This is a genomic window from Pseudoflavonifractor sp. MSJ-37 (assembly GCF_018917965.1).
Lineage (GTDB): Bacteria > Bacillota > Clostridia > Oscillospirales > Oscillospiraceae > Pseudoflavonifractor_A.
Genome location: NZ_JAHLPP010000001.1, coordinates 120719 through 142432 on the forward strand (window position 1 = coordinate 120719; position 21714 = coordinate 142432).

Genomic DNA, 21714 nt, shown 5'->3' on the forward strand with positions numbered 1-21714 from the left:
ATGCGCCGGGGGAGGGGAGGGGAACGGCTCAGATGAGGGCGCTCTTCACCACATAGGTGAGGAAGGTCACCAGAAAACCGGCGGTGACCACGCCGCCGGTGAGGGCGGGGAGGGCCTTCCGCAGGGGCATCTCCAAAAAGGCGGCGGCCAGAGCGCCGGTCCATCCTCCAGTGCCGGGGAGAGGGAGGGCCACGAAGATCAGCAGGCCGAGATACTGATACCGGCTCATCTTCCGGCCCTTGAGGTGGGCCTTCCGCTCCAACTTGTCCACTGTGACGTTGAGGCGGGGCATATGGCGGCGCATCCACTGGAAGATCCGCCGGATGTAGACCACGATGAAGGGAAGGGGGAGCAGGTTCCCCAGCACACTGGCGAAGAAGGCGGACCAGTGTCCCAGCCCAAGGGCCACGCCGAAGGGGATGCCCCCCCGGAGCTCGATCACCGGCAGCATGGACACCAGCATGGTGAACACGAATTCGCCGCCCCGGGCTCCGGTGAGCCATTGTAAGATATCCAGATCCAAGATAGGGCCTCCTGTCCCGCGGATGCTCCGCGGATCGTATGATCGCCTCTATTGTACCATACTTTCACCGCCGCCGTGATAAAGTTTTCCGAAAGACAGGCTTTAAGGGCGGGACGAAACAAAAGTTTTCATTAAGAATGTCTAAATCGCTTTACGGAACTGGGAGCACAGGTGTATGATAAAAACAACATCGGAACGGCTGACGGCCTTGTATCCTGAGCCTGAGGCCACAGCCGGTCACGATCACATCAAGGAGGAACTGATGATGAAATTCAACAGATCTGCTATCCCTGCTCTCGGGACCGCGCTGGCCCTGACCGCCTCTTTGTCCGCCCCTGCTCTCGCCGCCGGTCCCAGCGCCGGCATCGCGGTCCAGCTGGACGGCAAGAACGTCCCCTTCACCGACGCCGCCCCTGAGGTCAGCGCCAACCGCACCTTCCTCCCCATGCGGGCCGTGCTGGAGGCCATGGGCGCCACCGTGGACTATGATGCCGCGCAGAAGCTGATCACCGCCACCCGGGGCGGCACCAAGCTGGAGATGGTCCTGGGCGCCAAGGAGGCCGCCATCACCGAGAACGGCAAGACCCGCACCATGAAGATGGATGTGGCCGCCTACGCCAAGAACAACCGTACCTATGTGCCCGTCCGCTTCACGGCGGAGGCCTTCGGCTGCAACGTGGGCTGGGATCAGGACGACAAGACCGTCATCATCGTGGACACCGACAAGCTGCTGGATGGCGCGGAGTTCACGCTGATGGACAACTATGCCGCCTATTCCGTCAAGAAGGTGGGCGACAAGAACCAGACGGTGAAAGGCACCCTGACCGGCGACATGACGGTGGATAAGGCCGCCTCCGGCGCTGACGCGGACGTGAAGGTGAGCTTCGGCGCCACCTTCGACGCTGTCTCCTCTCAGACCGCCGGCCAGATCAAGCTGAGCCTGGACCTCTCCGGCATCCTGGATGCCGCCGGGACGGATGCGGATTTGGATGCCGATACCGCCGCGCTCCTGAACGCCATGAAGGAGACCCTGAAGAACGTGGACATGGAGCTCCGCATGAACATGGAGACCGGCAAGTTCTACCTGTCCTGCCCCGCTCTGGCCAGCCTGATGGGCGAGGAGGACGACATCTGGTTCGAGGTGGACCTGGAGTCCGTGATGGCCTCCTCCGGCGTGGATATGAGCGGACTCATGGAGGTCGTCTCCAGCAGTACCGGCACCGATATGAAGGAGTCCCTCACCGGCGTGCTGTCCGCCATCACCCTGAGCGACAAGGACAGCGCCTATGAGGAGCTGTCCGACATGGCCGCCCTGTACACCGGTATGCTCAGCGACTCCGCCTTCACCAAGAAGGGCAGCGACTATGTCTCTACCGTCAGCGGCACGCAGGACGGTCTGGCGGTCAGCTACACCACCACGCTCAAGACCACCGGCAGCGACGTGACCGGCATGGCGCTGGACATGACCATGAAGGGCGAGACCGACGGCGAGAAGGTGGACACTGCGCTGAAGATGTCCGTGGACAGCAGCAAGATGACCATGACCATGAAGTTCGCCATGGCGGGCATGACCATGGACATCGACCTGAAGGCCGATCTGGGCACCACCACGACCGCCCCTGTCACCACTCTGCCCGCTGGCGCCAAGACCGTGGATCTGGGCAGCGCATTTGTGGAGGAGCTGGAGTGATCTCGCCCCGCGCCTGACCGCGGGACATGACAGATCGATAGACGAGGCCCCCGGATGCAACCGCATCCGGGGGCCTTCCTTATGTTCACAGCATCCGCTTGAGATAGGTCCCGGTATAGGAGGCCGGACAGGCGGCCACTTCCTCGGGGGTGCCGGCCACGACGATGCTCCCGCCGCCGTCGCCGCCCTCGGGGCCCAGATCGATGATGTGGTCGGCGGTCTTGATCACGTCCAGGTTATGCTCGATGACCACCACGGTGTTGCCCACCTCCACCAGCTTCTGGAGGACCTCCACCAGCTTGTGGACGTCGGCGGTGTGGAGGCCGGTGGTGGGCTCGTCTAGGATATAGATCGTGGAGCCGGTGGAGCGCTTGGCCAGCTCCGTGGCCAGCTTCACCCGCTGGGCCTCGCCGCCGGAGAGAGTGGTGGAGGGCTGGCCCAGCTTCACATAGCCGAGGCCCACCTCGTAGAGCGTCTGGACCTTGTTATAGAGCTTGGGCAGGTTCTCGAAAAAGCCGAGAGACTCCTCCACCGTCATCTCCAGCACCTCGTGGATGTTTTTGCCCTTGTAGCGGACCTCGAGAGTCTCCCGGTTGTAGCGCTTGCCCTTGCAGACCTCACAGGGGACATAGATGTCCGGCAGGAAGTGCATCTCGATCTTGAGCAGACCGTCGCCGGAGCAGGCCTCACACCGGCCGCCACGGACGTTGAAGGAGAACCGGCCGGGGCCATAGCCCCGGGCCTTGGCGTCCTGCGTGGAGGCAAAGAGCTCCCGGATGTCGTTGAAGAGCCCGGTGTAGGTGGCGGGATTGGAGCGGGGCGTCCGGCCGATGGGGGACTGGTCGATGGCGATCACCTTGTCCAGGAACTCCTCGCCCTCGATGCCCCGGTGCTTCCCGGCCCGGGTCTTGGCCCGGTTCAGGTCGGCGGCCAGCCGCTTGTAGAGGATCTCGTTGACCAGACTGGACTTGCCGGAGCCGGACACGCCGGTGACGCAGGTGAACGTGCCCAGCGGGATGGACACGTCCACGTCCCGCAGGTTGTTCTCCGCCGCCCCCCGGATGGTAAGGACGTGGCCGTTCCCCGGACGCCGACGCTCCGGGACGGGGATCTTCTTCCGGCCGGACAGGTAGTCGCCGGTGATGGAGCCGGGGGTGGCCATGATCTCCTCCGCCGTGCCGGCGGCCACTACCTGACCGCCGTGGATGCCCGCGCCGGGGCCGATGTCCACGATGTAGTCGGCGGCCCGCATGGTGTCCTCGTCATGCTCCACCACCAGGAGGGTGTTGCCCAGGTCCCGGAGGCGCTTCATGGTGTCCAGGAGCATATCGTTGTCCCGCTGATGGAGGCCGATGGAGGGCTCGTCCAGGATGTAGAGCACCCCCATGAGGGACGAACCGATCTGCGTGGCCAGACGGATCCGCTGGCTCTCGCCGCCGGAGAGGGTGGCGGCGGAGCGGGACAGGGTGAGATACTGGAGGCCCACGCTCTTCAGGAAGCCCAGCCGGGACCGGATCTCCTTCAAGATCCGGTCGGCGATCCGCATCTGCTGTTCCGTCAGGGTGAGCTGGTCCAGGAAGGCCAGAGCATCGGTGACGGACTTCCGGCAGAAGGCGTCGATGTCGATGCCGCCCACGGTGACGGCCAGAGCCTCCTTTCGGAGCCGGCGGCCGCCGCAGTCGGGACAGGGACGGTCGCTCATGCACTCCTCCAGCTCCCGGCGGGAGGAGTCGGACTGGGTCTCCCGATAGCGGCGCTCCAGGTTATTGCACACGCCCTCGAAGGCCTGCATGAGGGTGCCCCTGCCGTTTTCCCGCTCGTAGGTCAGCTTGAGCTTCTCGCCCCTGGTGCCGTAGAGGATCACGTCCAGCACCTCGGGAGGCAGGTCCTTCACCGGGGTGGTGAGCTTGAACTTGTACTGCTTGGCCAGCGCATCGAAGTACATCCGGGAGATGCCGTCCCCCTTGATGTTGTTCCAGCCGGTGGCGGTGATGGCCCCGTCCAGGATGGAGAGGTCTTGATCGGGGATGATCAGGTCCGGGTCGGCCTTGAGCTGAGAGCCCAGACCGGTGCAGGTGGGGCAGGCGCCGTAGGGATTGTTGAAGGAGAACATCCGGGGAGAAAGCTCCTCGATGGAGATGCCGCAGTCCTCGCAGGCGTAGTTCTGGGAGAAGAGGATGTCACGGTCCTCCTTCACCAGATCGATCACCACCAGGCCGCCGGCCAGACTGGAGGCGGCCTCTACGGAGTCGGTGAGGCGGCGGCTGATGTCCGCCTTGATGACCAGACGGTCCACCACGATCTCGATGGAGTGCTTCTTGTTCTTGTCCAGCTCGATCTCCTCGGTCAGGTCGTAGAGAGAGCCGTCCACCCGGCAGCGGACATAGCCGGACCTCCGGGCGTCCTCCAGCAGCTTCTGATGGGTGCCCTTCTTGCCGCGGACCACCGGGGCCATGACCTGGATCCGGGTGCCCTCGGGCAGGGCCATGACCTGGTCGATGATCTGGTCGATGGTCTGCTGGCGGATCTCTTTGCCGCACTTGGGGCAGTGGGGGGTGCCCACCCGGGCCCAGAGGAGGCGGAGATAGTCGTAGATCTCCGTGACGGTGCCCACGGTGGAGCGGGGGTTCTTGGAGGTGGTCTTTTGGTCGATGGAGATGGCGGGGGAGAGGCCGTCGATGTAGTCCACATCGGGCTTTTCCATCTGGCCCAGGAACATCCGGGCATAGGAGCTCAGGGACTCCACATACCGGCGCTGGCCCTCGGCATAGATGGTGTCGAAGGCCAGAGAGGACTTGCCGGAGCCGGACAGGCCCGTGAGGACCACCAGCTTGTCCCGGGGGATGTCCACATCGATGTTCTTCAGATTGTTCTCCCGGGCGCCTTTGACGAAGATATGGTCGAGCATAGGTCTTGCTTACTCCTTTTCTGATACAGCGGCCAGCTCCCGCTGGACGTATTTGGGCAGTTTTTCCACCACCAGCCGGTAGGACAGGGCGCACAGGTCTGCCAAGACCTCCTCCGGGACATCGCCGTCCAGCAGGACGGCGATCCAGTGCCGCTTATCGCAGTAGAAGCCGGGGAGGATATGGGGATACTGCTCCCGGAAGCCCTCAGCCAGCCGGGGATCGCATTTCAAGTTCACCAGCGTATGTCCGCCCACGGCCCTGTGTTCCGGACCGGGAGAGCAGACGGCGGCGAAGAGTCTGCCCCGGACCTGATACCGGACCCAGCCCCATTCTGCCTTATAGTCGTGCTCCGCGCCGGGGAAGGACCGGAGGAGCCGGTCCAGTGTCTCCGGAGCGGTCATGCGTCCCGGCCTCTGGTCCGGCGGGCGCGGCGGCGGTTCCGGCGGGCGTTGGCCCAGAGCCGGAGCGCGATGCCGACGGCCAACAGGGCGGCCCCGGCCGCCGCGTCCACCTCGCCGGCCCAGAGCCAGCCCTGCGCGGCGGCCGAGCCGTCCTCGCCGGCCAGCACCGCCGCGCACAGGATGCCGAGCGCCAGCAGGAGGGCGCCGGAGCAGATCGCGGTGGAATAGATGAGACGGATCCGTCGTTTGATCGTAGTCATAAGGATGCCCCTTTCTCAGCTCGATATGGGAACGATGGGATAGGCGGGCCGGGGATCATTTCTCCCCGCGGAGCTCGATGATGCGGTCGCGGAGGACGGCGGCGTATTCGAATTCCAGACGCTTGGAGGCGTCCTTCATCTCCTTCTCCAGCTTTTGGATGGCGGCCTCCCGCTCGGCGCGGGTCATCTTGCCGGCGTGCTTGGCCTCCCGGTCGGACTTCTCCTCCTCGGAGAGGCGGACCAGCTCCCGCACTGACTTGACGACGGTCTTGGGGACGATGCCGTGGGCCTGATTGAAGGCGTCCTGTTTGGCCCGGCGGCGCTCGGTCTCCTCGATGGCCTTCGCCATGGAGGGGGTGATCTTGTCCGCGTACATGAGGACGATGCCGTCCGCGTTCCGGGCGGCCCGGCCGATGGTCTGGATGAGGGAGGTCTCGGACCGGAGGAAGCCCTCCTTGTCCGCGTCCAGGATCGCGACCAGGCTCACCTCCGGCAGGTCCAGGCCCTCCCGGAGGAGGTTGATGCCCACCAGCACGTCGAAGGTGCCCAGGCGCAGGTCCCGGATGATCTCCATTCGCTCGATGGTGTCGATGTCGTGGTGCATATAGCGGACCTTGATCCCCACGTTGGTCAGATAGGCGGTCAGGTCCTCCGCCATCTTCTTGGTGAGGGTGGTGATCAGCACCCGCTCCTTCTTCTCGGTGCGCTGGCTGATCTCGCCGATCAGGTCGTCGATCTGGCCCTCCACCGGGCGGACCTCGATCCGGGGATCCAGCAGGCCGGTGGGCCGGATGACCTGTTCCACGATCTGGCCCGAGCGGGTGCGCTCATACTCGCCGGGCGTGGCGGAGACGTAGATCACCTGATTTACTCTCTGTTCAAATTCCTCGAATCTCAACGGACGGTTATCATAGGCGCAGGGGAGACGGAAGCCGTAGTCCACCAGCGTGGTCTTGCGGGCGTGGTCGCCGTTGTACATGGCCCGGACCTGGGGGAGGGTCACATGGCTCTCGTCGATGAAGAGGACGAAGTCCTTGGGGAAGTAATCCAGCAGGGTATGGGGGGGAGAGCCCATCGGCCGGCCCTCGATGACCCGGGAGTAGTTTTCGATGCCGGAGCAGTAGCCCAGCTCCTGCATCATCTCGATGTCATAGAGCACCCGCTGCTTCAGACGCTGGGCCTCCACCAGCTGATCGTTGTCGTTGAAGAACTGGAGCCGTTCCTCCAGTTCCTTCTGGATCTCGCCGATGGCGGCGTCCATCTTGTCTTTGGGGGTCACATAGTGGGTGGCGGGCCAGATGGGGATCTGCTTGAGGGTGCGGATCGGGGCGCCGGTCACCACGTTGATCTCACTGATCCGGTCGATCTCGTCTCCGAAGAACTCCACCCGGATGGCGGTATCCTTCCAATAGGCGGGCCAGATCTCCACCGTGTCCCCCCGGACCCGGAACATATTGCGCTCGAAGGCGATGTCGTTGCGCTCGTAGCGGATCTCCACCAGACGCTTGAGAAGCTCGTCCCGCTCCAGTGTGTTCCCCACCCGGAGGGAGACCATCATCTTGGCGAAATCCTCCGGTTCGCCCAGACCGTAGATACAGGACACGGAGGCCACCACGATCACGTCCCGCCGCTCCAGCAGGGCGCAGGTGGCGGAGAGCCGGAGCCGGTCGATCTCGTCATTGGTGGCGGAGTCCTTCTCGATATAGGTGTCGGTGTGGGGGATGTAGGCCTCGGGCTGGTAGTAGTCGTAGTAGCTGACGAAGTACTCCACCGCGTTGTTGGGGAAGAACTCCCGGAACTCGGCGCAGAGCTGGGCGGCCAGCGTCTTGTTGTGGGCCAACACCAGCGTGGGCCGCTGGATACGCTCGATGGTCTTGGCCATGGTGAAGGTCTTGCCGGAGCCGGTGACGCCCAGCAGGGTCTGTTCCTGGAGGCCCATCTCCACGCCGCGGGCCAGGGCCTCGATGGCCTCGGGCTGGTCTCCGGCGGGCTGATATTCCGATACGACCTTGAATTCCGGCATGGGACAGACCTCCTCATGGGGCATATTGAGAAAAAGAGACGCGGGACAGCGCGGCCACGCTGTCCCGCGTCTGCCGCGGTTCCATTGTATCAGAACGGACGTTCTAATACAAGCTCAAATGGTGGAAAAGAAGCCGCTGTCCCGCAGGGAGACGGCGTCGTCATCGGTGAAGATGATGTGGTCGGTCAGCTCCACGCCCAGCCGGAGCATGAGCTCCCGGAGCTGGCGGGTGGTGACCTTGTCCTCCGCAGAGGGGAAGGCCAGCCCGCTGACGTGGTTGTGGGCCAGGATCAGCCCGGTGGCGTTCAGGGACAGGGCAGCCTCGGCGATGAGGCGGCTGGCGACTTCCACCGCGTTCACGTTCCCCTCGCACACTTGACGCACGCCCAGGAGCTTCTGCTTGCCGTCCATGCAGAGGACGCAGACCCGCTCGTTCCGGGCCCCGAAAAAATAGGGACGCAGGATGGCGCAGGCGGCCCGCGTGTCCCGGACGATGTCATCCATGCTGGCCCGGGCGGTGAGGTAACGGCCGCCAGCCTCCTTCACGCATTTCAAGAGGACGACGGCGTGTTCTCCCATGCCCTTGACCTTCATGAGTTCCTCGGGAGAGGCGTCCAGCACCCCGGCCAGGGAGCCGAAGCGGTCCATGAGGGCGTGGGCGATGGGGTTGGTATCGCCTCGGGGATTGGCGTAGAAGAGCAGGATCTCCAGGATCCGGTGGTCGGGGAACGCCTCCGGCCGGGAGAGGAACTCCGCCTTCAGCCGCTGACGGTGGCCGTCATGGATGCCCATCTCAGGCGCGGGGGCCGTACTCCGCCAGATAGGCCTCCATCCGGGCCTTCATGGCGTCGTCGATATAGACCTTGCCGTCGATCTCGCGGCCGTGGAGGAAGGAGATGATCTCCCGTACGGTGACGATGGGGCAGACCTGGATGCCGTAGTCCTGCCGCAGTTCGTCCAGAGTAGAGCAGTCCTTGGTGCCCCGCTCCATCCGGTCTACGGAGACCACCAGGGCCTTCATATGCACATCGGCCACATGCTTGAAGAGCTCGATGCTCTCCCGCACGGCGGTGCCGGCGGTGACCACGTCCTCCACGATGACCACATGGTCGCCGTCCTGGGGCTTGTAGCCCACCATGGAGCCGCCCTCACCGTGGTCCTTGACCTCCTTGCGGTTGAAGCAGTAGGGCAGATCCCGGTCATAGTTCCGGTACAGGGAGGAGGCGGCGGCCACAGCCAGAGGGATGCCCTTGTAGGCGGGCCCGAACAGGCAGGTCACGCCGTCCGGCAGGTGCTCCTGGATGCAGGCGGCGTAGTAGTCGCCCAGCTTGGAGGCCTGAGCGCCGGTCTTGTAGTTGCCGGTGTTGATGAAGTAGGGGGTCTTGCGGCCGGACTTGGTGGTGAAGTCGCCAAAGGTCAGCACGCCGGAGCGCACCATGAAGGTGATGAATTCCTCTTTGTAAGTCATGAGATACCCTCTCCCTTTTCGTATTTTGTCCCTCTTATCATACCACAGGGGAGCGGAGGTGACAAGCGAGTCACCACACGAGTGTGGCGAAGTAGTCCTCAGGGGTCTCGGCCCGGCGGATCATCTCCACGGAGCCGTCCTCCCGCAGCAGGAGCTCCCCGGAGCGGAGCCGCCCATTATAATTATAGCCCATGGCTCGGCCGTGGGCGCCGGTATCGTGGATCACCAGCAGGTCCCCCATCTGGATCGGAGGGAGGGGGCGGTCCACGGCGAATTTGTCGTTGTTCTCGCACAGGGCGCCCACCACATCGTAGGTGTGGTCGCAGGGCTGGTCCTCCCGCCCCATGACGGTGATGTGGTGATAGGCCCCATACATGGCGGGGCGCATCAGATCGGCGGCGCAGGCGTCTACGCCGATATACTCTTTATAGGTGTGCTTCTCATGGATGGCTCTCGTCACGAGACAGCCGTAGGGGGCCAGCATGAAGCGGCCCAGCTCAGTGCAGAGGGACACGTCGCCCATGCCGGCGGGGACCAGGATCTGCTCATAGGCCCGGCGCACGCCTGCGCCGATCGCCATGATGTCGTTGGCGGGCTGGTCCGGACGGTAGGGGACGCCCACGCCGCCGGAGAGGTCGATGAAGGAGACGGCACAGCCGGTCTCGTCCCGAAGCTCCACGGCCAGCCGGAAGAGGATCCCGGCCAGAGTGGGATAGTACTCGTTGGACAGGGTATTGGAGGCCAGGAAGGCATGGAGGCCGAAGCGCTTGGCCCCCAGCTCCTTCAGACGCCGGAAGCCCGCGAAGAGCTGGTCCCGGGTGAAGCCGTACTTGGACTCGCCAGGGGTGTCCATGACCTGGAACCCCTCCTTGGAGGCCCCGATGGAGAACACGCCGCCGGGGTTGTAGCGGCAGCAGATCGTCTCCGGCACATGGCCCAGGGTGTCCAGCAGGCAGTCGATGTGGGTGATGTCGTCCAGGTTGATGATGGCACCCAGCCGCTCGGCCAGGGCGAACTCCTCCGGGGGCGTGTCATTGGAGGAGAAGAAGATGTCCTCTCCGTGGAAGCCGCACCGGTCGGCCATCATCAGCTCGGTGAGGGAGGAGCAGTCCACGCCGCAGCCCTCCTCCTTCAGCAGCTTGAGGATGCCGGGGGTGGGGGTGGCCTTCACGGCAAAGTATTCCCGGAAGCCGGGGTTCCAGGCGAAGGCGGCCCTGAGCCGGCGGGCGTTCTCCCGGATGCCGCGCTCATCATAGAGGTGGAAGGGCGTAGGCCAGCGGCGGACGATCTCCTGGAGCTGTCCCAGGGTGACGAAGGGCGTTTTCATAGCGGGATCACCGTTCTCTCTCATGGATGTAGTGTGATAGCGGAGGATAGATGTCACCATTCTACCCGTCCGGAGGGGAAACGTCAATATCTGTCTCGATGCTGTGATGAAGTGGATGGGAGCGGGAGGGAAAAGCCTGTCTTGCGCCGGTGGGGAGATGGGGGTATAATGGGACCACATTTTTTCGACGTCTGGAGGGACGATCATGTCTTCGACTGCTCACGCCCGTCTCACCACCCAGCGGGTGGTGCTGGTGGGCCTCATGTCCGCGCTGGTGCTGATCTTTTCCGGGTTCCGCATCATGGTGCCCATCCCGGTGGACAACGCCGCGATCCATCTGGGCAACATCATGTGTGTGCTCTCCGGTCTCCTGCTGGGACCGCTCGGCGGTCTGGCCGCCGGTATCGGTTCCGCGCTCTACGATCTGACGAACCCGGTCTACGCCCCGGAGGCGTGGATCACCTTCCTGACCAAGTCTGTCATCGGTCTGCTGACGGGACTGCTCTCCCACTGGCACGGCCGGAAGAGCCTGTCTCTGTGGTGGAACCTGGCGGGCGCGGCGCTGGGCTCCCTGGCCTATGTGGCGCTCTACTTCCTGAAGAGCTGGCTCATGGGCAAATTCGTGTTCAGCCTGGCCGCCGGGTCCCCGATGGTGATCTTCCTGACCACCAAATGTGTCACCTCGGCCATCAACGCGGTCATCGCCGTGGCTGTCTCCGTCCCCCTGTGGGAGCTGATCCGCAAGCCGCTCCAGAGAGCGGGCGTCATGCGGGAGTGACCGAGCTCCCAGACCGAACGAAACGCTGGCCCTGTCCCGAGACATCGGGACAGGGCCAGCGTTCGTCATCCGATCCTCACACGGAGCGCGCGGCTCCATGTCCACACTCCTTCAGGACCTTGGGGAAGGTATGGAGGAAGAGGATCGTGGTCATGATGGCGGCCAGCAGGTCGGCCAGGGGCTCGGAGAAGAAGGTGGCCTCCGGCCCGAAGAGCCAGGGCAGGAGCAGGAGGGCCGCCAGATAGATGCTCTTCCGGTAGAGGGAGCAGAACAGGGCCCGCTTCACGTGGCCCAGAGCCGTGGTCTCGTCCACCAGCGGGTACTGCACCGCCAGCGGGACGATCATGCAGGTGAACATCTTGATGTACCGCACCGAACGGGCGGCGATGTCGGGATCTGCGGTGAAGAGCCGCACGAAGAGCGGCGAGAGAGTGTGGGTCACCACCATCATCAGCACGCAGAAGAGGACACACAGGCCCACGATGGCCTTCATGGCCTCCCGGATGCGCTGGGGCTGGCCGGCGCCGTAGTTGAAGCTCACCACCGGCTGGGTGCCCAGAGTCATGCCGCCCATGGGCATGGTGATCAGGAGGAGATAGCTCTGGACGATGGTGGCGCAGGTGACCAGCGTGTCCCCCAGACCGGGGCCGCCGTAGCGCTGGAGCACGGTGTTCAGGATGATGAGGAGCACGCTGTCCGTGGCGATGATCAGGAAGGGGGAGAGGCCGAAGCCCAGCACCCGGACCATGATCCGACGGTCGAAGCCGCCCCAGCCCAGCCGGACCGGCACCCGCTTCCCCAGCAGCATACAGAGGACGAAGACACAGGAGGCCATCTGAGAGAGCACCGTGGCGATCGCCGCGCCGGCCACGCCCATGCCGCAGAGGAAGATGAACACCGGGTCCAGTACGATGTTGAGCACCGCGCCCAGCATGACCGTGGCCATGCCCAGCCCGGAGAAGCCCTGACAGATCAGAAAGTTGTTCATGCCATTGGCCATGAGGGCGAAGAAGGTCCCGGCGGTGTAGATCGTCATATAGGTGTCCGCGTAGGGGAAGGTCACATCGCTGGCGCCGAACCACATGAGCAGCTTGTCTTTGGCCAGCAGGAAGCCGAGCGTCAGGGCCAGAGAGAGCGCCAGGAGCATGAGGAAGCAGTTGTTGAGGACCTTTTGGGCCGTGTCCTTCCGGCCCTCGCCCATGCGCATGGCCATGATCGGACTGCCGCCCAGTCCCACCAGACTGGCGAAGGAGCTGAGGAGGGTCACGATCGGTCCGCAGACGCCCACGCCGGCCAGTGCGATGCCGCCCACCTCCGGGATGTTGCCGATGTAGATCCGGTCCACGATGCTGTAGAGCACGCTGACCAGCTGGGCCAGCATGGTGGGGATCGCCAGCCGGAGCACCAGGCTCAGGACCGGGTCCCGGCCCAGATCATTGGTACGCTTCATGTCATCCTTCCTTTCCAAAGGCCGTCGGGGGAGGCCGGATACGCCCCCGTATTATAGTCTGTTTCCGCGGGGAGGTAAAGGGGGAAGATGAGCAGATCAGATATTAGCACTTCGGAAAGCTAAGTGCTAATGTTTACAATTCGGACATAATTTAAGGTAGGAACGTTCACGATCTGCCCCTATACTAAGAGGCAGTGAACGAGGCCGACAGGGCATTCCGGAGAGGGATCGACCTGCCGGAGACGGAGCGGAGCGGCGTCTAGGACCGCGTTTGGCAATACGGGTGCTGGAGTGCTGATCGCCGGGACCGCTCCGGATGATAGAAAAGGAGACTTGCTCTATGTTTGGTATGCTTCCCTTTGAATGGACCAATGACCGCTTTTTCGATACCCCTGACAACAGCCAGCGGAGAGACCGCCGGGAGCCGGAGAACGGCCCAGCCGCCTTCCGCACCGACATCCGGGACGCGGGAGACCACTTCCTGTTAGAATGTGAGCTGCCCGGCTTCCGGAAGGAGGATATCCATCTGGAGTTGAAGGACGGCATCCTCACCATCGCTGCTCAGCATGACGAGTCGGAGGAGGAACGGAGCCGCAAGGGCCGCTACATCCGCCGGGAGCGCCAGTACGGCGTGTTCTCCCGGAGCTTCGACGTGAGCGGCATCGACGAGAACGGGATCTCTGCCGCCTACAAGGACGGCATCCTGGAGCTCACTCTGCCGAAGGCCCGTCCGGTGGTGCCCGAGGCCAAACACATCGCCATCGACTGATCCTTCCGGACCAGTCTTTGACAGGCACCTCTTTCTTTGAAAGGATGTGAAGCGCACTTATGAACGCTCAGAAATATACACAGAAGTCTCTGGAGGCCATCCAGAGCGCACAGTCCATCGCCACGGAATACGGCAACCAGCAGATCGAACAGCCCCATATCCTGCTGGCCCTCCTGCTGGCCGAGAACGGACTGATCCCCCAGCTGCTGGGGAACATGGGGCTGACCGTCCCCTCCTTCACCGCCGCCGTCAAGGCGGAGGTGGAGAAGCTCCCCCGGGTCTCCGGAGCCGGCCGGGAGCAGGGCAAGGTCTATGTGGCTCAGGACGTGGATCAGGCCCTGAACGCCGCCGAGTCCATCGCCGCCTCCATGAAGGACGAGTATGTCTCCGTGGAGCATCTGCTCCTGGCGCTGGTGGAGCATCCCAACTCTGCCCTGAAGGACCTGTTCCGGGTCTACAACGTGAACAAGGAGGGGGTGCTGAAGGCCCTCACCGCGGTCCGCGGAAACCAGAGAGTCACCTCGGACAACCCGGAGGAGACCTATGACGCGCTGAAGAAGTACGGCACCGACCTGGTGGAGCGGGCCCGCCAGAACAAGCTGGATCCGGTGATCGGCCGGGACGACGAGATCCGGAACGTGATCCGGATCCTGAGCCGGAAGTCCAAGAACAACCCCGTCCTGATCGGTGAGCCCGGCGTGGGCAAGACCGCCATCGCCGAGGGACTGGCCCAGCGGATCGTGAAGGGCGATGTGCCCAATCCCCTGAAGGACAAGACTATCTTCGCTCTGGACATGGGCTCTCTGATCGCCGGCGCCAAGTACCGCGGCGAGTTCGAGGAGCGGCTGAAAGCCGTCCTCAACGAGGTGAAGAAGAGCGAGGGCAAGATCATCCTCTTCATCGATGAGCTCCACACCATCGTGGGCGCGGGCAAGACCGAGGGCGCCATGGACGCCGGCAATCTGCTCAAGCCCATGCTGGCCCGGGGCGAGCTCCACTGCATCGGCGCCACCACCCTGAACGAGTACCGCCAGTATATCGAGAAGGACGCCGCCCTGGAGCGCCGGTTCCAGACCGTCATGGTGAACGAGCCCTCTGTGGAGGACACCATCGCCATCCTGCGCGGCCTGAAGGAACGCTATGAGGTGTTCCACGGCGTGAAGATTACCGACAGCGCCATCATCGCCGCCGCCACGCTGTCCGACCGGTACATCACGGACCGGTTCCTGCCGGACAAGGCCATCGATCTGGTGGATGAGGCCTGCGCCATGATCCGCACCGAGATCGACTCCATGCCCACGGAGCTGGACGTGATCCAGCGGAAGATCATCCAGCACGAGATCGAGGAGGCCGCCCTCAAAAAGGAAGACGACGCCATCTCCAAAGAGCATCTGGCTGAGATCCAGAAGGAACTGGCCGAGATGCGGGACGAGTTCAACGCCAAGAAGGCCCAGTGGGAGAACGAGAAGAACGCGATCGGCAAGGTCCAGCAGCTCCGTGCCGATCTGGAGGCCGCCAATGCCGAGCTGGAGAAGGCCCAGCGTCAGTATGACCTGAACAAGGCCGCCGAGCTCCAGTACGGCCGCATCCCCGAGCTGCGCCGCCAGCTGGAGGCGGAGGAGTCCATCGCCCAGCAGGGCAGAGAGTCCTCCCTCCTGCGGGACAAGGTGACGGACGAGGAGATCGCCCGGATCATCGAGCGATGGACCGGCATCCCCGTGGCCAAGCTGATGGAGGGCGAGCGGGAGAAGCTCCTCCACCTGGAGGATATCCTGCACCGCCGTGTGGTGGGTCAGGACGAGGCCGTCCGGCTGGTGTCTGAGTCCATCCTGCGCAGCCGCGCCGGCATCGCCGATCCGGACCGGCCCATCGGCTCCTTCCTGTTCTTGGGCCCCACGGGCGTGGGCAAGACCGAGCTGGCCAAGACGCTGGCCGAGGCCCTGTTCGACAGTGAGAAGAACCTGATCCGCATCGACATGAGTGAGTACATGGAGAAGTTCTCCGTGTCCCGCCTGATCGGCGCGCCTCCGGGATATGTGGGCTATGAGGAGGGCGGTCAGCTCACCGAGGCCGTCCGCCGCAAGCCCTACTCTGTGATCCTCTTCGATGAGGTGGAGAAGGCCCATCCCGATGTGTTCAACATTCTGCTCCAGGTCCTGGACGACGGCCGGATCACCGACAGTCAGGGCCGGACGGTGGACTTCAAGAACACCATCATCATCCTGACGTCCAATCTGGGCTCTCAGTTCCTGCTGGACGGCATCGGCGCCGACGGCGAGATCCAGCAGAGCGCCAGGGATCAGGTCAACGATCTGCTGAAGCACTCCTTCCGTCCGGAGTTCCTGAACCGTCTGGATGAGATCGTGTTCTACAAGCCGCTGACCAAGGACAACGTGACCCACATCATCGACCTGATGGTGGCGGAGCTCAACGAGCGTCTGTCGGAGAAGCAGCTCAAGTGTGTGCTCACGGATGCGGCCAAGGACTTCGTGGTCGATCAGGCCTATGATCCCATCTATGGCGCGCGTCCTCTGCGCCGCTATCTCCAGCACACGGTGGAGACCCTCATCAGCCGGAAGATCATCGGCGACCAGGTGGTCCCCGGCGACACTCTCACGGTGGACGTCAAGAACGGCGAGCTGGTCGTGGACAGCAAGACGGTCCTCACCGGCGAAGTGGTGGATCAGTGATCGGACGGACGTCCGTAGACAGCATATCCCCCGGCCCATGCGGGCCGGGGGATACTTTTTGCGCACAGGGGCCGGAGATCCCACATTTCCACGGAGTTTTCCACAGGATGTGGTGGGACGATGACCGATGCAGACGTATATCATGTGGATACATGGGGGAAGAGGGAGATGGCAGATGAAAAGGCGCGAGGCGTCTCCTTTATCAGGTCTTACTGGGATCGTCCGTATCGCCATCCACAGTCGAAGCAAGGAGCCGGAGCGCGATCGGCGCGATCGGCATACGGATGCTGCCGGGGAGAAAATGGTCCGGCGGCATATGGTGATAGGCGCTCAAGATCTGGACGATGAGTCGGCGGCAGGTGCGTCCTTGACAGAAGCCCATCCCGGCACGGGTCCGCTTTTTGATGGCATCAAGAGAGTCATCGCCCAGTCGGATCGCCTCCATGATCTCCTCACGGGTGACTTCTTCACAGCGGCAAACGATATCATGTTCCTCGCTCATGCCCTCCATACCTCCTCCTTTGCCAGACGGCGCTTTTCTCCAAAAGGACCTTGGCGGAGCCGGTCCAATCGTTCCTGAGCTTGGGTACGGAGCTCCTCGTATTCTGCAGAGCTGATCAGACCGAGCCGGAACGCGGCCCGGATGCCAGCCAGACGGCCTTCATCCAAAGCAGTGCTGGCCTCTTCGATCCCAGCCAGGTCTCCAGCCACCAGGATCCTGTCCTGACCGCTCTCCATATGCCGGTCGTGGCGGGGGATCATGCCGCCGAGCGGCCCGGACCAGACCATAGCACATCCGGCGGCTCGTGCCAATTCGATCCGCGGTGTGAGACCGACCGCCAGACAGAGCGTATCACAGGGGATGACTGAGCCAGTGCCGGAGACCGGCTGGAAGTGATCGTCTACCTGTGCCACTTCCACAGCTTCCAGCGCATCATGGCCGAACGCGCGGACGACTGTGTGCTGAAGCATGATCGGTACGCCGGCCCGGCGTACTTTGCCGGCGTGGACGGCATATCCAGAGAGCTTGGGGGCAGCCTCCAGGATCGCCTTCACGTTGGCGCCGGCCTGGAGGAGCTGGTAGGTGACGATCAGCCCTACGTTGCCGGATCCGACCATGACGAAGTCGTGTCCGGGGAGGACATGGTGGACATTCGCGAAGGTCTGGGCGGCCCCTGCGGTCATGACGCCGGGAAGCGTACAGCCGGGGAAGGACAGTGCATTCTCAGAGGCGCCGGTGGCCAGAACGATGAGTGCGCCATGGAACCGCACGCTCTCGGTGTCGTTGGCGGCAGTGACGCTTCCGTCCGGGAAGATGCCCCAGACACGCCAGCCGAGCCGGATCTCTACCTTAGCCTCTTGGGCTTCACGCAGGAGAGCTTGGCCGATGATGAAGCCTCTGGTCCCGGCGTGGTGTTCCTGAGAACCGAAAAATTTATGGATCTGCTTGGATAGCTGCCCGCCAGGACGGTCGTTTTCGTCGATCAGGAGGACGGAGGCGCCGCGGCGGCCAGCTTCGATGGCGGCTCCTGATCCAGCGGGTCCGGCGCCGACTACGATCAGGTCATAGTGCTTCATGACGCAAGCCTCCATTCCCCTGCTGAGTACGGATGATCATCCCGTCACGGACGCGGGTGACGCAGGTACGGACATTGGGCCGTCCATCCACCTCCATGATACAGTCGGTACACTGGCCGATGCCGCAGAAGAGCCCGCGGGGCTCGTGGAGTTTTGCGGTGTGGCGGAAGGTGCGGATCCCATTGGCGAGCAGGGCGGCGGCGATGGTATCCCCCGCTCTGGCCTCCAGGACGCGGCCGTCCACCGTGATATGGATGGTCTCCGCGGTCTCGATAGACAGGATGGGATGTTGTTCGATACGCTCCATACAGAACACCTCCTACATATGGATCGGGCGGTCAGGAGAGAATGATCCACCCTCCAGATCTGCTCCATCGCGGATGGCCTGGACCAGTTTCCGGGCGGCGGCGGGCGCGATGGAGAAAGCACCCTTGAAGCCAGTGAAGTGGAACAGATCAGGCCAGTCCCGGGAAAAGCCGAAGATCGGGAGACCGTCTGTGGTGTATGGGGTGACAGACGCCCATGCCCGGACGATCTGCAGGTCAGCCAAGGTGGGGAAATGGTCCAGGAAGGTCCGGGCAGTGAGACAGAGACCGGGAAGAGTCACATCACGGCTTTCGATATCGGAGGTCTCGGTAGCCTGGGCGATGATGATACTGCCGTTGGCAGTCTGTACACCGCCCAGTCCGATGTGACGATGGAGGGACATATCCCGATGGGCCAGAAAGAGCTCCCCGCCGACGATCGGGCCGCGGATACAGGGGGGAACAGGCTGAGAGACGAAAGCGGTGGCGCGATGGAAGCCGATGGGGAGAGAGATGCCCAGCTGCTGTGCCAGAGGGCCGCTCCAGGCTCCGGCGGCATTGATGAAGATATCACCTGATATGGGACCGCTGGTGGTCTGCACGGCGGAGATGCGTCCTCCGGCAGTCTGAAAGCCAGTCACCTCGGTGTGGAGCCGGATATCGGCTCCACACTTCTGCGCCTGTCGAAAATAATAGAGCGTGGTGCGGAGCGGATCCAGCTTGCCTTCATTCGGACAGTAGAGGACACCGCGGATCACAGAGTCCTCCAAAAGCGGCTCCACCCGACGCGTTTCTTTCCCACTGAGCAGCTCTGCCGGCTCCCCCAGGGAACGCAGAGTTTGGCAGACCGGGACAGCACCTTGGTACTGCGCTTCGTCCTGGAGCACGACGACTCCGCCGGAGCGCTGATACCCGATGGCATCCCCCAGTTGGGCGTACTCCGAAAAGGTCTCGCAGGCCAGCGCGTGATGCCATGGCTCTGTCCGGTCGAAGAGGGAGAGCTGGCCCAAGTTTGCTCCGGAGGCGCCGGATGCCAGCTCGTTTCGCTCCAGGACGGTCACGGGATATCCGGCACGACGGAATTCCAGCGCGGCGGCGGCGCTCATGATGCCGCCGCCAAGGAGGACGATGCGTGGTCTCATAGGAGGCGCTCCTTTCTGAAAAGATCGGGGATGAGGAACAGGGAGGGCCGACGCCATTGCGCCGGCCCTCCCCGTCTATCCATTGAGGAGATGATGCGAAGATATCAAGGTCGATCAGTTGTAGGAAGCCAGCAGCTCCTTGGCCTGATCCTGCTCATACTCGTTGGGGACATCGATCTTGCCGGACTTGATGTCATCATAGGTCTGATCGACAGCGGCCTTCACATCATCGGGAAGAGTGATGTCGGGGTTCCACTCCACGGAGACACAGCCGTTGCCGATGGTCAGGTACATGACCTCAGCCTTGACGGTGCCGTCCATGATGGCCTTGGTGGCATTGTCATAGCCCACATTGTAGTCGCCGAGGATGTTGCCCAGGACCTTGCCGGGAGCCATGTCGAAGAAGTCGCCCAGGCAGCCGAAGGTGTAGACGTTGTCGCTCTCGGTGACGGCCTTCATAGCGCCAGCCTGGCCTTCGTTGGAGTTGGAGAGGATCATGTCCGCGCCGCTCTTGATCTGGCTCATGGTGGTCTCATAGCACTCGGTAGAGTCAGGAGAGGACAGGACCGCTTCCTGGATCTTCAGGCCGGGATTGACGCTCTTGGCGCCCAGAGCGAAGCCCATGGTCGTCTTGGTGTAGGCGGGATAATCGCCGCCCAGCGTGTAGGCGATGTTGTCGGTCTGGGTCATCATGCCGGCCGCCACGCCCAGGACGTAAGTACCTTCCTCAGCGCACATGCACACGGGGAAGAGGTTGTCACGGATCTCGGTGCCGCCGAAGGTGACGAACCAGGTGTCGGGATAGTCCTCGCAGATCTCAGCAAAGGGGCTGGAGCACTGACCGCCGTGGCCGAAGACGATCTTGTAGCCCTCTGCGGCCATGGTCTCGGCCTCGGACTTGATGACGTCAGCGGTAGCGGCCTCGACGGTAGAGACACTATAGCCATAGTTCTTTTCCAGGTTCTTGCCAGCCTCGGCGCCCTGCTGAGAGAAGCCGCCATCGGTGGGGGAGCCGGGGATCAGGATGCCGATCTTGACATCAGAAGAAGCAGGAGCCTCAACAGGAGCGTCACTGCCGGAAGGAGCGGAAGCACCGCCGTTCCCGCTGCTGCTTCCACTACAGCCAGCCGCACCGACGAGGAGAGCGCCAGACAGGAACAAGGGGACGAGTTTCTTCGTGTTCATCATGTTCTTTTCCTCCTAAAAATGTGATGTTTTGATCGGGCACAGTGCGCCTTTGGTAGATTTGGGCACTGAGATCAAATGGGGGCATTGGGGTCGAGCTCATACTCGTTGGGAACGTCGATCTTACCGGTGCGGATGTCCTCCAGGGCCTGTTCCGCGGCATCGACCACTCCATCAGGAAGGGAATCTTTCAAGGCGTCGTTCCAGACGAAGCCGACACACCCGGTGGCGATGGTCTGCATCATGATATCGTGAGGAGCGTTGCCGCTGAGGATCGCCTCGACCGCCTGGACATAGCCGACGGAGTAGTCACATACCATGTTGGCCACGACCTTGTCCGGCGCGGTGTTGCTGAAATCGCCCAGACAGCCGAGGATGTAGACACCGTCGCTCTCCTGTGCGGCCTTGATGGCGCCGAGCTGACCTTCGTTGCAGTTGCCGAACACGAAGTCGGCACCCTGCTCGATCTGGTTCAGCGTGGTCTCATAACACTCACTGGCGCTGGTAGAGCTGAGGACAGCCCCCAGGGCCTTGATATCAGGATCCACAGACTGGGCGCCAAGCTTCAACGCATTGGTGTACTTCACATAGGAGGGATAATCTCCGCCCAGAGTATAGCTGATGGTACCGGTCTTGCTCATCATGCCAGCGACTACGCCCAGGACATAACAGCTCTCCTCGGCACAGACGCACACGGGGAACTGATTGTCTGTGACGACCTCGCCGCCCAAGGTGACGAACCAGGTGTCCGGATAATCAGGGCTGACTTCCGCGATGGGGGTGACGCTCTGCGCGCCGTGACCAAAGACGATCTGATACCCCTCAGCGGCCATGTTCTCCGCCTCGGATCTGATCTCTTCTGCGGTAGCGGCTTCGACTACGGAGACTTGATAGCCCAATTCTTTCAGCTTTTCGCCGGCCTCAGCGCCCTGCTGACAAAAACCGCCATCGGTAGGAGAGCCGGGGATCAGGATACCGATCTGGACCTCAGAAGGATCTGCGGACAGATCCTGAGAGGCGGCCGGAGCTGCGGAACTGGGGGGAGTCCCCGTCTCGTTCGGAGCGGAAGAAGCGCTTCCGCCGCCGCAGGAAGTCAGGCTCAGCGCCATAGCGCCAGTCAGGAGCAGAGAGACCGTTCGTTTCATTGTACATACCTCCGAAAGTGCAGGGGATGGATCTATCGGTGCGGCCCCTTGCGGGGCCGCCGATATACGGT

General features: G+C 63.1%; 19 protein-coding genes. 4 read left to right on the forward strand and 15 right to left on the reverse strand.

The annotated features are described in order from the left end of the window. Positions 1-28: 28 nt before the first annotated feature. Positions 29-523 carry a COG2426 family protein gene (locus KQI12_RS00595; RefSeq protein WP_371817913.1) on the reverse strand — a complete coding sequence of 165 codons (495 nt, stop codon included), beginning with the start codon at positions 521-523 and terminating at the stop codon, positions 29-31. Between the two features lie 265 nt (positions 524-788). Here KQI12_RS00595 and KQI12_RS00600 point away from each other — a divergent pair, with 265 nt between their 5' ends. Then, positions 789-2213 (forward strand): copper amine oxidase N-terminal domain-containing protein, encoded by a 1425-nt coding sequence (locus KQI12_RS00600; protein ID WP_216569878.1) that lies wholly within the window; start codon positions 789-791, stop codon positions 2211-2213. Positions 2214-2298: 85 nt separating this feature from the next. Here KQI12_RS00600 and uvrA read toward each other — a convergent pair whose 3' ends face one another. From uvrA to KQI12_RS00635, 7 genes are all read right to left on the reverse strand, one after another. Beyond that, positions 2299-5121 carry an excinuclease ABC subunit UvrA gene (uvrA, locus tag KQI12_RS00605; RefSeq protein ID WP_216569879.1) on the reverse strand — a complete coding sequence of 941 codons (2823 nt, stop codon included), beginning with the start codon at positions 5119-5121 and terminating at the stop codon, positions 2299-2301. A 9-nt stretch (positions 5122-5130) separates the two neighbouring features. Next, entirely contained in the window at positions 5131-5523 is a 393-nt protein-coding gene (locus KQI12_RS00610; RefSeq protein WP_216569881.1) for an MmcQ/YjbR family DNA-binding protein, read from the reverse strand. After that, a complete protein-coding gene (locus KQI12_RS00615; protein WP_216569883.1) occupies positions 5520-5783 on the reverse strand; it encodes a hypothetical protein in 264 nt (87 codons plus the stop codon). Before KQI12_RS00615 ends, KQI12_RS00610 begins: the two co-directional genes overlap by 4 nt. A 55-nt stretch (positions 5784-5838) precedes the next feature. Further along, positions 5839-7806 (reverse strand): excinuclease ABC subunit UvrB, encoded by a 1968-nt coding sequence (uvrB, locus tag KQI12_RS00620; protein WP_216569884.1) that lies wholly within the window; start codon positions 7804-7806, stop codon positions 5839-5841. A 114-nt stretch (positions 7807-7920) separates the two neighbouring features. Further along, positions 7921-8598: a RadC family protein gene (locus KQI12_RS00625; RefSeq protein ID WP_216569885.1), complete on the reverse strand. Its 678-nt coding sequence runs from the start codon at positions 8596-8598 to the stop codon at positions 7921-7923. Position 8599: 1 nt separating this feature from the next. Next, the gene (gene pyrE / locus KQI12_RS00630; protein WP_216569886.1) at positions 8600-9274 is read right to left on the reverse strand and encodes an orotate phosphoribosyltransferase; all 675 of its coding nucleotides are present in this window, start codon (positions 9272-9274) and stop codon (positions 8600-8602) included. Between the two features lie 70 nt (positions 9275-9344). Further along, positions 9345-10601, reverse strand: coding sequence for a diaminopimelate decarboxylase (locus tag KQI12_RS00635; protein WP_216571318.1), 1257 nt, complete (start codon positions 10599-10601; stop codon positions 9345-9347). A 205-nt stretch (positions 10602-10806) separates the two neighbouring features. Between KQI12_RS00635 and KQI12_RS00640 the strand changes: the two genes are divergently transcribed. Next, a complete protein-coding gene (locus tag KQI12_RS00640; RefSeq protein WP_216569887.1) occupies positions 10807-11379 on the forward strand; it encodes an ECF transporter S component in 573 nt (190 codons plus the stop codon). Between the two features lie 76 nt (positions 11380-11455). On the opposite strand, the gene KQI12_RS00645 is transcribed toward KQI12_RS00640, so the two are convergent. Further along, positions 11456-12829, reverse strand: a complete 1374-nt coding sequence (locus KQI12_RS00645) for an MATE family efflux transporter (protein ID WP_216569888.1) — start codon at positions 12827-12829, stop codon at positions 11456-11458. 340 nt (positions 12830-13169) lie between these two features. On the opposite strand from KQI12_RS00645, the gene KQI12_RS00650 reads away from it, so the two are divergent. Continuing rightward, positions 13170-13598 carry an Hsp20/alpha crystallin family protein gene (locus KQI12_RS00650; RefSeq protein ID WP_216569889.1) on the forward strand — a complete coding sequence of 143 codons (429 nt, stop codon included), beginning with the start codon at positions 13170-13172 and terminating at the stop codon, positions 13596-13598. Positions 13599-13657: 59 nt separating this feature from the next. Next, positions 13658-16288, forward strand: a complete 2631-nt coding sequence (gene clpB / locus KQI12_RS00655; protein ID WP_216569891.1) for an ATP-dependent chaperone ClpB — start codon at positions 13658-13660, stop codon at positions 16286-16288. Between the two features lie 202 nt (positions 16289-16490). Here the strand turns inward: clpB and KQI12_RS00660 are convergent, their stop codons facing one another. The 6 genes from KQI12_RS00660 to KQI12_RS00685 all read right to left on the reverse strand — a co-directional run bounded on the left by KQI12_RS00660 (position 16491) and on the right by KQI12_RS00685 (position 21643). Further along, entirely contained in the window at positions 16491-16790 is a 300-nt protein-coding gene (locus KQI12_RS00660; protein ID WP_253290750.1) for a (2Fe-2S)-binding protein, read from the reverse strand. Beyond that, complete coding sequence (locus KQI12_RS00665; RefSeq protein WP_216569895.1) at positions 16787-17866, reverse strand: NAD(P)/FAD-dependent oxidoreductase; 1080 nt, start codon at positions 17864-17866, stop codon at positions 16787-16789. The genes KQI12_RS00660 and KQI12_RS00665 overlap by 4 nt, the downstream gene beginning before the upstream one ends. Then, complete coding sequence (locus KQI12_RS00670; protein ID WP_216569897.1) at positions 17853-18173, reverse strand: (2Fe-2S)-binding protein; 321 nt, start codon at positions 18171-18173, stop codon at positions 17853-17855. Before KQI12_RS00670 ends, KQI12_RS00665 begins: the two co-directional genes overlap by 14 nt. Positions 18174-18185: 12 nt before the next feature. Continuing rightward, positions 18186-19313 (reverse strand): FAD-binding oxidoreductase, encoded by a 1128-nt coding sequence (locus KQI12_RS00675; RefSeq protein ID WP_216569899.1) that lies wholly within the window; start codon positions 19311-19313, stop codon positions 18186-18188. Positions 19314-19427: 114 nt separating this feature from the next. Next, positions 19428-20501, reverse strand: a complete 1074-nt coding sequence (locus tag KQI12_RS00680) for a BMP family protein (RefSeq protein WP_216569900.1) — start codon at positions 20499-20501, stop codon at positions 19428-19430. 71 nt (positions 20502-20572) lie between these two features. Further along, entirely contained in the window at positions 20573-21643 is a 1071-nt protein-coding gene (locus KQI12_RS00685) for a BMP family protein (protein WP_216569901.1), read from the reverse strand. Positions 21644-21714: the final 71 nt, after the last annotated feature.